Origin of the sequence: Marinifilum sp., assembly GCF_965230805.1 — a bacterium.
GTDB lineage: Bacteria > Bacteroidota > Bacteroidia > Bacteroidales > Marinifilaceae > Marinifilum.
Genome location: NZ_OZ246019.1, coordinates 3,691,434 through 3,706,044, shown reverse-complemented (window position 1 = coordinate 3,706,044; position 14,611 = coordinate 3,691,434). Strand labels below are relative to the sequence as shown.

Sequence of the window (14,611 nt, the reverse complement as noted above, 5' to 3'; positions counted from 1 at the left end):
TCAAAATAATCATTACCGGGTATGTTCAATAAATATTTTAATCATGTTTGTTTCACAATCAATTTCTCTGCTTTTTGCAGTTGCTCTGGTTTCCCCAAATCGAACCAAAGATCCGACTGATCTTTATAAGCCAACAATTTTTCTGTTTTTGCCAATCGCAAATACAAATCAATAATCGAAAATTTTCCTTCTTCTTCAATCAAATTAAACAATTTAGGATGAACCACATGAATTCCACTAAATGCCAAAGCTTCCGATTCTTCCATATCAGGGCGCGCCACTTTGCTTTCTCCGGTTTTACAGTTTTTCCATCCGGTAAGCTGATGTTCCTTATTAAAGTAGAGATAACGACTGCTCTCCCTGCGCCTCGTCACCAAGCTCACCACAGCATTGCTTGCTTCATGCTGCCAAATCAGTTCATTCAAATCAATTGATGAGAGAATATCAACATTATAAATCAGAATGGGTGCATTAGGTATAAACAAATCTTTTGCCTTCTTTAATCCTCCACCAGTATCAAGTAACTCCTCCCTTTCATCCGAAATTCGGATATCAACACCAAAATTATGATTCTCTTTCAGAAAATCTTCAATCAAGTCTGCAAAGTGATGCACATTAATTACAATTCGATCTGCACCCAATCCTTTCAACTTTTCAATGGCTCTTTGTAAAAGTGTTTTACCTGCAAGGCTTACCAATGCTTTTGGTCTATCATTGGTGTAAGGCTTTAACCTGGTCCCCAAACCAGCAGCAAATATCATTGTGTTCAGCATTTCTTCATCTATCTGTTATCCGGAATCCTAATTCAAATACCTATGAAAATTAAATCAAGTAAGATATTTTATCTGTTTACTGGCTTACAAAGTTTCTTAGCATTTTTAGCTACTCGTTTGCATTTTTTACAGATCAAATTGGCAGAGTCGCAAACCTTATCCACATATTCTTTTGGCGATAATTTACAACGTTTCTTACTCATTCTAATTCCCCTCTATTTCTCTTTCGATATGCCGTAAAGAAACTTTAACATCAAATTTCTCGCGTATATGTTTTGCCAAACTTTCGGCCGAAAACACGGAACGATGACGCCCACCCGTGCAACCAAAATTCACTTGTAAATTGGTAAACTTTCGTTTGATATATTTGTCAACACTCATATCTACTAGTGAAAAAACAGATTTTAAGAAGTCTTCCATCTCGCTTTTTTCCTTAAAAAAGTCAATCACTGGTTGATCCTTTCCCGTCATCTCAACATACTCCTGATATCTTCCGGGATTGTGTATGGCTCTGCAATCGAACACAAATCCACCTCCATTTGTTGATTTATCCAAAGGAATTCCACGACGATACGAAAAACTGTTGATCTCAACATGCAGCTTCACCTCTTCTTCTTTGCCCACTTGCTGTAAGAAATCTGAATTTAAAACCTCATTTAAAGCATGGGTTAATTCGGGCAATTCTACAGGAATATCCATTCTTCCCAAAATGGTTTCCAGATTTTTAAGTGCATAAGGAATCGATTTTAAAAAATGTTCTTTGCGCTCATAAAATCCTCTAAAACCATAAGCTCCCATTGCCTGCATAATACGTATTAAAACATATCCTTGGAAAAAAGATTTGAAGGTCTTCGGATCAACCTTTTGTACTTTCTGAACTTCGTGCAGGTAATGTTCGAACAATTCATCTCTTACTGCTTGAGGTAAATCGGCCTTGGCATCGTATAAAAGTGATGCCAAATCGTATTGCAAAGCTCCTCGTCTACCACCCTGGTAATCGATAAACCAAGGCTCACCGTTTACCAACATGATGTTACGGGACTGAAAATCACGATACAAAAAATATTCTCGTGGAGCATCTAATAAATAATCCGAGAACTTCTGAAAGTCATTTTCCAACAACTGTTCGTCGAACGGAATTTTTGCGAGCTTTAAAAAGTAATACTTAAAATAGTGCAGATCCCAAATCATCGATTGCTTATCGAAACAATCTCTTGGATAACAAGCTTCGTAATCCAAGCCATCTCCTCCTTCTACTTGAAAGCGTACCAATTGTGTGATGATTTTCTTGTAGATTAAAATCAAATCATTGGCAAATCCTTCGCCAACACGAAGGTGTAGAATGTAATCGAACAAGGTGGTTTTTCCTAAATCCTGAAGAAGATATAATCCCTCCTCATCTTTTTGATGATAGATTTCAGGAACCGGAAGATTCTTTGATAAGAAGTGCTTACTAAAGTTTATAAAGGCATTGTTCTCCTTAATATCCGCATTGTATGCTCCAAGAACGGTTCTCTTTTCTCCAATTAATCGTATGTATTCTCTATATGATCCTGATTGAGGGAGCAATTCGGTTTCAACAACTTTATCGTCAGCCCATTTTTCAAACAATCGGATCAGAGCATTTTTAATTTCTTGTTTCAATTCCGTAAATTTTTAGGTTATCCTGATATGCGATGTACAAATTTATAAAAAGATATAACACAGAAGTATTTCAATCAGAATTGCCGGTAACATATTCAGCACTTTAATTTTTTTAATTTCCAAAATGCTTATACCTAAGGCTACAATTAAAACGCCACCTATTCCTGTGATTTCATTGATGACAACTTTTGGAATGATATCACCAAACAGGGCAGCAAGAAGTGTTAGTCCGCCTTGGTAAATCAATAAAGGAATTACCGAAAAGATCACACCAACTCCCATAACAGCAGCAAGTGCAACCGATGAAATGCCATCCATTAATGATTTTGTTAGCAGCAAAGTTGGTTCTTTACCCATCCCTTCTTCCAAACTGCCCACAATGGTCATTGCTCCCATACAAAAAAGCATAAAGGCAGTAAGTAATCCAGTTGAAAAGTTTGCATCGCCGCTACCCATTCTTTTTTTCAAGACTTCACTTAGCTTTTCAACTCGTTCTTCCAATCGAAGCAATTCTCCCAGCAAAGAACCCAACACCAAACTAAACACCATGATTAACAATTGACTTGCCTTTAAAGCCATACTAAAACCAAGGTATAAGGTAAATACTCCGATTGCCTGAAAAACAATTTTAAACAAACGCTCAGGAATTTTGGCTCGGAAAAGTAATCCTATCCCTCCGCCTACTATTATTGCAGCAACATTTACCAGAGTACCTATCATGAATTTGATTTTTGACTCCTAAAATAAAGAAATTATAATAATGAGTTCGATTAATAAGCCTTGACTCCTATTTAATCAACCTGCTAGGTGGATAACCAAACTGTTTTTTGAATACTCTGCTAAAGTAAAGTGGATCGTTAAATCCTACCATACTAGCCACTTCAGAAACATTATAGCGTTTCTCTTTTAATAATTGTGCCGATTTTTTTAAGCGAATTGTTCTGATAAACTCGTTAGGTGCCAAATCGGTAAGTTCTTTAATTTTACGATACAATTTAGAGGAGCTCATGCCCAATTCAGTACAAATCATACTAGCAGTTAGATCGGGTTCAGACAGCTTTTCCCCGATAAAAGAGCCTATTTTATTCATGAATTCCTCGTCGATAGGAGAATGTGTTAATGCATTCACATCACTTTCTTCATCAAGCGAGAACTTTTGTTTCAATTCTGATCTGGCTTTAATGATATTATCAATTCTGGTTTTTAGTAGGGATGGATCAAATGGTTTTACCAGATATCCATCGGCTCCTGTTTTGTATCCTTTAATCTTATTTTCATTATCGGATAGTGCAGTTAAAAGGATCACAGGGATATGACTGATACTTTCATCTTGTTTCAGCTCTTCGCAAAACTGAAATCCATCCATTACAGGCATCATCACGTCGGAAACACAAAGTAATGGTTTAACCTGTCTACAAATTTTCAATCCTTCTTCACCATTCTCTGCCTCGTAAACCTTAAAATAGTCCGACAAATACTCGACTGCAAATTTTCTCAATTCTACATTGTCTTCTACCAGCAAAATTTTCTCTTTTAAATGGGTTGATTGAATTGTTTTTTTCGATTCAAGTGTAGTAAGGGGAATTGATTCTTTAGGCTTCGATTCATAATCAAACACTTCCGAATCCTTATAATAATCCCTTTCAATTGGAATTTCCAAAGCGAATACACTCCCTTTATCAGGAGCACTTTGAACCTCGATTTCTGCTTTATGAAGTTTCACCAACGATTTTACAAGAGATAATCCGATACCCGAACCAGTATTGTCTTCCTTACTATTTTCGGCCTGATAAAACCTTGAGAAAATCTTCTTCTGACTTTCTATTGGAATACCAATACCATCATCGCTTACTTCAATTACCAATCTTTTCGGAGTCAGTTTTTTTAGTCCTACAAATACGTCCACATTACCATGTTTGTTCGTAAATTTTATAGCATTTGAGAGTAAATTGTAAAGTATCTTATCATATTTATCACGATCAATCCATCCGTTTATACTTTCTTCTTCGCAAATCAGATTAAAACTAATTTTTTTGTCTTTGGCATAGCTTTTAAACGAGTTAAAGGTGTTACTTGTATACAATAGAATATCTGTTTTTGAAACCTTTAATTGAAGTTCGCCGGATTGTGCTTTTCTAAAATCCAACAATTGATTTACCAAATGAAGCAGTCTGTTAGAGTTTTGAAGAATTAAATTCATTCTACCTTTTTGATAATCGGTTCCGCCCCCTTCTTCAATTAATTGTTTTGTAGGTCCTAAAATCAATGAAATAGGAGTTCTTAACTCATGCGATATGTTGGTGAAAAATCTTAGTTTTTCGTTATTCAATTTCTCGTCTCGCTCTCGTTTTACTTTCTCCAATAACAACTCCTGCTTCATCCGGGCTCTAATCTTCAATTGTCGTCTGATTAGATATGAAATTAATCCTATCAAGACCACGTATAAAACAATTACCCTAAAACTTAACCACAATGGGGGATCTATTTTGATCTGATATGTAAGGGGTTCATTCCACTTTCCATTAGGCTTACCTACTCTAATTTTAAAAGTATACTCATCCGGATACAGATTGGTGTATTGAACATTAGCTGCATTACCCACTATATTGATCCAATTCTTATCAAAGCCTTCTAATTTGTATTGCAGTTTGTTTTGTAACTCATCAACAAATGATGGAACAGAAAGAGTTAGTGAAAAGTTTCTATTCTCATAATTTAATCGAACAAAATTTGTAAAATTGAGATCTTCCTTCAGAATTATCTGACCATTAATGGTATCACCTGGTAATACATCTTTATTCTGAACTCTAAAGTCACTAATTATTGGAATGGCATCTGATATATTTTCAACTATACTGGTTGGAGCAAAATCTATTAAAGATTTTTCGCCACCCAAGTAGATTCGTCCATCCTTACCCATTAAAAATCCCCTTTTATTTGAAATATTCGAACGAACACCATTGTTAATTGTAAATACACTAAAACTATTATTGTAAGTATTGTATCTGCCAATCTGATCGTAGTTCATATTCAACCATATCTGATCAAGAGAATCGATGGCAATATCGGTTACCCATATTTTTTTTAGTTCTACGGGATTTTTTGCCACTATAAATTTATCTGATAAAGGATCGTAATAATTTAAACCATGACGCGTTGCAGCCCAAATTCTCCCTCTTTTATCAATTACAATATCTTTAATCTTTCCATTTGACAAGCCAATAGTGTCATTCTCGAAGGAATCGTATTTTTTTATTAAACCCGAGTTTGGATTAAATTTTATTATTCCATTTTCGGTTGCAACCCAAACCAAGTCGGAATGGTTTAGCACCATTTTATTAATATCCTTCTCATCGAAGATATCAGAATATATTTTTTTTGCAGTATTGGACTTAAGGTCGAAAGATACGATCCCATCGCCATTAGAACCTATTAGTAAAGTAGTATTTGATTTTTTCAAAAACGAAAATATGGGTACATTCTGAAAACCAATATCCAGAATTTGAGATTTTGAATTGATATAATCATATTTTAAAAGCTTACCATTCCACATTCCACAATAAAAAATCTTCCCATCATCTGTATATATTGATGATATTCTTTCATTTCCTTTGATTACAATCTTTTCCCTATCTGGTTTTACGATTTCTACACCATGAGCGTGAGTTCCCACCAACAAGTTTCCGTCGTAAGTATTGGCAATGCTACTTATTACAGGCACTCCTCTTGTATCATCACTTTCAACCCTTCTTTCCTTAAACTGATTTTTATAAGGATCATATTTTTCAAGTCCGTTTTCGGTTCCTATCCACAAAACTCCTTCTCTATCGAAATACAAGGACAAAATATAGTTATTGGTTAAGGAAAATCTGTTCGATAAATCGGTTGCATATCTTTTGTATTCGTTTATAGAAATATCTTCCAACAGGTTGCATCGAATTAATCCGTATGAGGTTCCTATCCAATAATCTCCCTTAGGTCCTCTGCTAATGCATCTATAAAAATCCGGAGAGCCATTTTGAAGTATGGGTTTAAATTTCTTCTCTACCTTATTGAATTTAAATAAACCCGATTTTGTACCTGCGAATATATCAAACTTATGATCTTCGTATATAAAATAAACATTCGAATTCTCATTCAAAGGCATTTTACAATCAAAACTTTCTAAATTTTCTACATTCCCTTCCGTATTTATTGAAAAACTATAGATTCCTTGGTCCAAACTTCCAACCCAAATTTTACCATCCTGAGTTTCTCTAATCGATCGGACATATTCTACATTTAAACCAATATGATGAAAACGATTACTTTTTAAATCGAGATAACACAAGCCATTATACTTGGTGCCAATCCAGAGTCTCTCTTTTGAATCGATATACAAAGCCCTGATCTTATTCCCACATATTGAGTTTCTTCCTTCGTAAGCATGATAGGTGATAAACCTACAGGTTGGCAAGTGATATTTAGAAAGTCCATTGCTTGTCCCGATCCAAATGTTATCATTTTTATCCATTACCATTTGGGTGATATCATCATCCTGAAGGTATCCGGGATTGTTTGGCTTGCTAGCATACACTTTAAAACTATATCCATCAAATCGATTTACTCCTCCAAATGTTCCCAACCAAAGAAATCCTTTTTCGTCTTGCAAAATCGTTCTGACAGAATTGTGTGATAATTCTTTCTTATCGCTATAATGTTCGAACCTTATCTCTTCACAAACAGCATGAGTGGCCATAAGCAAGCCCATCAATATGTATAATCCTCTAAGCATATCAATTCGTTGTAATTGTTCGCAAGATAAGTAATACCAGTATTACCATGAAATAAGTCTCCTTCTTTTGTCCCTTTGTCTTTAATTCCTTATTAATCGTTCGTTAAAAGAAAAGACAAAACCGCAGGGGTTTCTCCCTGCGGTTTAAGTTCTTAAAAAATATAATTCAACAAATGCTTTTAAAAATTGAAATCAAACAAGCATTATTTAAGCTCTCTAATAGTACCTTGTTTTAAGTCAATTACAAAGTGATTTGCAGGATCTCCATTTAAAAAGTGATTAAAAATATAAGCAAACTCTTTCAAATCATCCTTCAAGCTATTATTCTGTTCTGATTGAAAGGAGCGATTCAAAATCTTTTCAATAATTTTTTGATACATTTCTACCCTTTCAATTCCAATATCTTTTATAGCCAGCTTATCAGCACTTCGTAAACGATAAAAATCGAATATCATATCCAAGCCTGTCCAAGATTCCAATTCACTTTGCTCTGTATCCTTTATTTCAAGTCCCGAAAACTCCGACAATTCTCTTCCAGTAGCATTCAAAAGAAACTCCTTTATTTCCTTTGGCCAATCCTTTTCCAAGAAACGCAATCGAACCAATTCTTTTAAATGCCAATTGGTAAACTCATGATATGTTTGTGATGATAAAACATTTTTGTTCCAAATCGTAGGCGATTGAATCGATTCAAGATATTCATGCTCTAATTCGTAAAGAGGAAAAAGCTCTTTAAAGTTAGGAACAGAATCAATTATTATCGTTTCAACCTCCACCATATCTTTACTAAAATCGGCTATTTTATAGGCAGGGATGTAAGCCGCCAATGATGGGATTTGTATATTGGTAATGCTAGCCCCATTTTTAAAATTTCTATGCGATGTGTCGTTGATATGCAAATGCCCCCCAAAATGTACTTTAACGCCTGCTTCAGCAAAAACCTTTGCCACACTTTCTTTGGGAACCCGATGCAACTGCATTTTACCATCTCCCATAAGTTCTTTAATATGCTCCGATGCATCATCATTAAAATCAATCAGCGGATAATGGCTAAAAACTACCAATGTTTTTCCTAGTTTTTCAGCTCTTTCTGTAACCGATTTTACCCAATCAATGATATGATTTTTATGACTTAGCAGTTTATTATATCCTATGCTTGCACTATTATAGTTTTTCGGATTATCCGAATCTTTCTCTGCTTCTGCTCTTGGGACATATACATTGGCATCAATGGCTAAGAACCAAACTCCTTCTTCTGGTTCTACCAAATAACTTACATCAGGAATTTTAGTTTGCAAAGGGGGAATAATGTATTGACGATTTTCGAATTGAGCTGCTTTTCGTGCTTCTGTATAATTATAGTTTTTATAGGAATATTCAGAAAATGGAGTTTCCCAGTATATATCATTTGGATCAGGCATCAATCCATAATCTTTTAAAAGATTTAGAATCCCCTTGTAACCCATTTTAGCGATATCCTTAGTAATAACCGGGTTCAATTCGTCTTCCGACTTGGCTTTATACATTCCTTCTTTACTCATTATAGGCTGTGATTTTCCTCCTTCTCCCAGAAAATCCTTTTTACCTGCATCCATTAAAAAGGGGCGAACCGGATCGTGATTCCCGGTGGTTAACAAAAACCTTAAGCCATACTGTCTCTCATACTTTTGCAAGATCTCTTTCAGCCCTTTAACATTTATTGGCTGTCCATCATCACTAAAATCACCTGGTAGCACAACATATTTTATTCCTTTCTTTACCGCATCTTCCAATGCTGCCAGGAATGCAAAATAATTTTCGTTGAAAATTCGGGTTGAATTTAACTGAGATTGCATTGTTCGTGCAAAAACATACTTACCATTCTCAGGGTTCTTCACTCCTTTGTAATCGCTATCACTAAGCTCTCCGTATATGTTCTGAAGATGCACATCAGCCATAAAAGCAACTTTTACAGCTTTATAATGTGACTGCTTAATATCTTGACAAGAATAAAGTCCAGCCACAACAAGCATGACCAAAATATAATACCACAAGTTTTTCATTCTTTACAACACTTAAAGATTTGTTTCATTAGGGAAAGCATAGGATTTTTTCCAACCTCCCAAGTCAATTAAAATCTGATCAATCATTACTCCCGGGTCAACCATCCATACTTTTAATGTATGTTTCCCGGCTTTGTCTACGATTTGCTTGGCAGATTTTACACTTGCATTTCGCAAAACATTTTGCTTCCATTGCTCACTTCTGCCTATTGTTTGGAAGTCTACTATTACTGGTTTATCATCATCAATGGCAATTGCGCACCTTACACCTGTTCCCTTGTGAACCGCATGTGTTGGAACTGCCTGAACAAATACCTCAGCTTCACCAAAATTAAAAGTGTAAAAATCATATTCAAGCACTGGATTATTTTCCAAGATTGATCCCTCATCCGGTTTCGATTCTTCTGTTGCAGCTTTTGTGGCAATTACACTTCCACTATAACCAATTCCTTTGTATACTTCCCAATTGCCTTTCTTACCTTCCTTTTTAGAAGAATAGTTTTCAGCATTTATGGATACAAATCCTTTATCTTCAACAAAACCTTTGTAATCTTCCAACTCTTTCAATTTGGGATTAAACACCGACACTCCAATCGAAATCGTTGTGTCGGCACTTACAAATTCGATAGCAGAATTTACTTTATAACTTGGAGGTATTAATTGGTAGTCGTGTCCTAAAGGTGCTTCTTTTTTATTTTCACCAACCGGAACTTTATCCCAATCAATACTCACCCAAATTCTTTCTTCCTGATTTGAGTTATCAAGTAAGCCTTTATTTGTTGAAAGTTTAATCCAATCCGTTTGAGGCTTAGCTTCCCATTTAATTTTGCCTTTTCCTTTCAAAAATACATCAACAAAATATTTACTATTTGTGTATGCATTAAAAACTGGCAAAACATCAGCGTAAGAATTTATAGCATCAAAGTTTACTTCCATTTCGTAACTCTCCAAGGCCAAACCTAATTCTGCTTTTTCTCCCTTTAGTGAAGTAGCAACTGTAGGTTTCGAAAAAACCGGAAGATAACGTGGAGACATGCTCATAATATGTTTCCACTTGCCATTTTGTAATTCATGATTAAAATAATTTGTTTCTTTTTGGATTCTCTCAAATGCGTCAATTGATTTCTTTCCGAAAAATTCGGCACTACTTCTACTTTGTTTCGCAGCAAATTGATTTTTATATGCATAAAGCCATTTGTGATTCAAGCTTGCAGCTCCAACAATAGGGTATGTAATTAGTTCGTAGTAAGCATCCCTTCTATTTTCAGGAATGCTTTCGGAAATCCTCTCGACTTCATTCATTAAATGCTGATAGTCGCTTATTCTTTTTCCCACTTCATCGCCATAATGAATCTGTGTTAATTCAATTTCTCCTGCTTTGCTTACGGGCTCGACCTGGCTCCATGCCATAAATTCGGGGCGACGCTGGAAAGCCAATCGATAATTCTCATACATCATATCAGTTATCCTTTGGGCATTCTCTTTTCCAAATTCCCTTGCCGCCCATTTGCTCATATGCATTTTTACGCCTTCACTCTTATCGAAAGATCTCATATCCCAAGCCATATCCAGAAACAATTCAATATTGTATTCATGCGGCTTGATATCTCCACAGTTTAAAATCCAAACATTCCGAGCCTGAAATTCATAGGCCTTTTTCATCTCTTCCCACATCAAAACCGGATTTGTTGAATTCAGCCATAAATAATCGTGAGGTCGTCCCCAGTAAGAAGTATGATAGTATACACCTGCTCCTCCTGATCTCGTTTGTTCCTGCGGATCGCTCAACTGACGGATGTATCCGTAATTATCATCTGTCCAAACCAAGCTAATATCATCGGGCAATTTCATACCTGCCTGATAGTATTTTAATACTTCTTTGTAAGGAATAAATATCTGAGGCAACTCATTTTCCTTTTTCCCTGTTCTGTTTCTCAGAATTTCACGCTGATCCTCTACCACCTTTTCAAGCAATTTCACCTGAGAGTCGGTATCATCCTCTCCAACAATCATAGGTGAATCGTGCTCTCCACGCATTCCAACCGTATAAATATTCTCGAATTTTGATGTTTCTTTTGTTCTTAGATTGAACAAGTTTTTAATGGTTTCAGAATTGTTATCGTAGCGCCATTCACCCATAGTTTTACTATCCCATTCTGCATTAACGTTACAAAGCATAGGTTCGCAATGTGAGGTCCCAACCACAATGGCATAGTCATCGGCCACCTGTTTATTTTCAGGATAATAGTAAAATGGCTTAGTGCAAGAATGCATGGCAGGCCAAATTGTATTTGCACGCAAACGTAACAATAACTCAAACACTTTGGCATAAGTTTTTGGGCCAATATCCCCTGTTTCCGGTTCATAGTTTAAGGCAGCCCATACTTGCAATCCCCAATCCTCATCATTTAAGAAGATCCCTCGAAATTTTACCGATGGCGAGGTATGAACCATATTGTCAATGTCAAGTATAATTTCTTCAGTTTTATTTGGTGTTACATCAGCCCACCATTCCCAGGGCGACACCCCTATCATTCTTGAAATATCAAGCAGTCCGTAAGCTGTAGCTCTGCGATCTGATCCTGCAATAACCAAGGCTTTATTAACTCCCTTAAAAGGATGATCAATGACTTGAATTGAATATGATTCCCATTTGTTTTGGATTGAAGAAACATCTATTTTCTTCGAAGAAATCAATTGATCTATTGATTTGCTATTCCCTATGGTTCCTGCAATTATTGTATAAGCAGATTTATTCCCAAAAATTAGTTTTTGTCCTGTAATCTTAAAAACATCTTCCGACAAAATATTAGCTGCTATTTCAACAACTTTTGCATCTCTTTTATCTATTAAAATGCTTGCAGATTTTCCTTCTGTAACAATAGGAAAACGATCTGGTTTTGCATATACAGTGGAGGCAATCAAAATAGCCAAAAGGCTAAAAAAAACAGAATTGATCTTATTCATTATTATGGTGTAATTGTTTTACTCTTTCGTAGCGATTATTTTTGAAAATAATCTTAAAATCAGACTCAAATAGATTAGTAGGTATATAATAATCTGTCGAGATTACTTGGGCTCCCGACTCCAAGGCCTTCTCGAATTTTGTGTAGTCATTCTTCCTTGCTTCTTTGGTTCCGGCATCAGCTCTTGTTCGAACCATATAGCCTTTTGCTACCAATTCTTTGATATAATCCAAATCTTTAATAGGGTTGTTTATAATTCTGAATGCAGCTTCAGGACTCCCTTCAGGACTATTTACGAACAAAATGCGCCCGTGTAAATTGGGATGTCCTTTTAAATACAAAGCAATTTTTTCTGCTTTTTCATCAAGAACAAACAAGAATCTCCCTTTTACATCATTAAGCTTGGGCCAAGCCTTGTTTAATATGGCTTCTTCCAGGCTTTCGTACTTTCCTCTTACCAAATCTGGTGTTATCAATTTGTTTTCTTTAAACACCGACCTGATTTCTAAATCAAGATTGTCGAAGGCATCTTTGTTAAAAGGCAAAGGTGTTTTTAAGGAATCAATTGCTTTGTCTTTGGTATTCATTAAAACAATAACGGGGGTGTGATCAGGGTTGTTATCCGACCAGTTTTTTATTTCTTTTAAACCATCTCTAAAAAGCAGGTGATGACTTCTAAAATCAATGTCCTGAATGTGGAACATTTTTAAACCAGGTACTTTCAATTTCCCCTGCGGATCAAATTCTTGTTGTTTTAGATTCAAGCTATCAAGAATCTCTAATCCTTTTGGATTCAAAAAATGTCCTCCCTTAGGATCGTGAAATACATCTAACTCCAAATTTCTTAAGCCCAAATCCAGCTGTTCTTTAATAGAAATATGACCGTATTGCAGAGAAGTGGCCATATTGGGATTGTGCTGATACAAGTATTCCCATAGTGGCTTTTCTATCGCAATTTTATAGGAATTATGACTCCCTATCACTTGAACTTCGTTTAAGCGAATACCTTCTTTTTTGCAGGAAACCAAAGATGCAGATATAATCAGTGAAATTACAATTAGTATATGTTTCATTCTTTACATTTTATGAATTCAAATTGTATCGTTCGATCTCAATTTGTGAAATTAGAACAACAAAGCCAAATTAGAGCGAATAAATTATTCAAATACATGGACAAATCAATCAAAACATAAAAAGCCTTATAAAGGCCTATTTTACAGACATTAAGAAAAAAAACCTTCTAATAATAATAGAAGGTTTTCACAAGTTTCGGCAATATTTAATATGCACTAAATGTTATCTTAATCATTCCTTTATTTCTGCCCTAATATTCCGGCGTCTATCAATTGCTGAAACATATCATTCATACTTTCGGATATTGGTCGATAGGTTACTCCAAGCTCGTTGATACTTTTTGAGTTATCTCCAATCCATGGATATCCCATATTTCGGGAAACAAATTTTCGGGTAATTGCTTTATTAATCATAGGTCCCATTAACCAAATCATAAATTTTGGCAACTCTTTTTTCGGTATTGGGTAGTTTGCCCCATACTTAGGCTCAAGGGTTTTGGCCAAATCCAAATACCAGGTATTGTGCCCTGAAGTAATATGACGACCTTTTGCCTCTGGAGTAAAGCCTGCATTATAGTGAGCCACGGCCAAGTCTCTTACATCAACAATTCCCCAACCCATTTTTGGAACACCCCCTTTTAAGCTTCCGTCGCCAAACTGTTTCACCAGATTAAAACTCTCAGAAGTAACTGCATGAGGATTTACTGCCGGTCCCATTACCAAGCTAGGATTAATCACCACCAAATCCCAGCGGGATTGATTTTTATTGATCTCCCATGCTTCTTTTTCCGCTACTGTCTTGGAATAAGAATAGGCTCCATGCTCTAATGATGAACTTGTGTTCCAATCGGCCTCAGTAAAAACTCCATTTGCAGTTTTCTTTAAGTCGATGTTATCACCATAAATGGCTGCGCAACTACTGGTTAATACAATGCGCTTTACCGATTCAGTTCTATTTGCCTCTTCCAGCACGTTTCTTGTTCCCAATTTAGCAGGATCAATCAATTCTTTTTGAGGATCTTTAACATCCGTAGTAAAAGGAGATGCTGTATGAAATACCAATTCGCAGCCTTGCATAGCTTCTGAGTACGAACCCTCTGTTAACAAATCACTTTTAAAGTATTTGATTTCGCCTTTCGACTTGGCTGCCAACTCATTCAAGAATTTCAGTTTTTCTTTGTTCTTAGGATCCCGTACGGCTGCATGAACGGTTAACCCTTCATCCAATAATTTTTTTACCAACCAACCTGCAACATATCCTGTTGCTCCTGTTACCATTACTGGCTTTGTTTTATCAATTGTAAGCATCATTTAAATATTTATTGTTATTACTTTCAAA

At 35.7% G+C, this 14,611-nt stretch carries 8 protein-coding genes; all 8 read right to left on the bottom strand.

Translation table 11 applies throughout. The features are described from left to right. Positions 1–41 precede the first annotated feature (41 nt). The 8 genes from ACO05S_RS14630 to ACO05S_RS14595 all read right to left on the bottom strand — a co-directional run bounded on the left by ACO05S_RS14630 (position 42) and on the right by ACO05S_RS14595 (position 14,583). Positions 42–761 (bottom strand): nucleotidyltransferase family protein, encoded by a 720-nt coding sequence (locus tag ACO05S_RS14630; protein ID WP_421918750.1) that lies wholly within the window; start codon positions 759–761, stop codon positions 42–44. A gap of 216 nt (positions 762–977) precedes the next feature. After that, entirely contained in the window at positions 978–2,417 is a 1,440-nt protein-coding gene (locus ACO05S_RS14625) for a RapZ C-terminal domain-containing protein (RefSeq protein ID WP_421918749.1), read from the bottom strand. Positions 2,418–2,459: 42 nt separating this feature from the next. Further along, positions 2,460–3,137: a DUF554 domain-containing protein gene (locus ACO05S_RS14620; protein WP_421918748.1), complete on the bottom strand. Its 678-nt coding sequence runs from the start codon at positions 3,135–3,137 to the stop codon at positions 2,460–2,462. Positions 3,138–3,204: 67 nt separating this feature from the next. Continuing rightward, positions 3,205–7,191 carry a hybrid sensor histidine kinase/response regulator transcription factor gene (locus tag ACO05S_RS14615; protein ID WP_421918747.1) on the bottom strand — a complete coding sequence of 1,329 codons (3,987 nt, stop codon included), beginning with the start codon at positions 7,189–7,191 and terminating at the stop codon, positions 3,205–3,207. A gap of 203 nt (positions 7,192–7,394) precedes the next feature. After that, positions 7,395–9,233, bottom strand: a complete 1,839-nt coding sequence (locus tag ACO05S_RS14610) for a metallophosphoesterase (RefSeq protein ID WP_421918746.1) — start codon at positions 9,231–9,233, stop codon at positions 7,395–7,397. Positions 9,234–9,245: 12 nt separating this feature from the next. After that, positions 9,246–12,200 carry a glycosyl hydrolase 115 family protein gene (locus ACO05S_RS14605; protein WP_421918745.1) on the bottom strand — a complete coding sequence of 985 codons (2,955 nt, stop codon included), beginning with the start codon at positions 12,198–12,200 and terminating at the stop codon, positions 9,246–9,248. Then, positions 12,193–13,272 carry a phosphatidylinositol-specific phospholipase C1-like protein gene (locus ACO05S_RS14600; protein ID WP_421918744.1) on the bottom strand — a complete coding sequence of 360 codons (1,080 nt, stop codon included), beginning with the start codon at positions 13,270–13,272 and terminating at the stop codon, positions 12,193–12,195. The genes ACO05S_RS14605 and ACO05S_RS14600 overlap by 8 nt, the downstream gene beginning before the upstream one ends. A 240-nt stretch (positions 13,273–13,512) precedes the next feature. Continuing rightward, positions 13,513–14,583, bottom strand: a complete 1,071-nt coding sequence (locus ACO05S_RS14595; protein WP_421918743.1) for an NAD-dependent epimerase/dehydratase family protein — start codon at positions 14,581–14,583, stop codon at positions 13,513–13,515. Positions 14,584–14,611 lie beyond the last annotated feature (28 nt).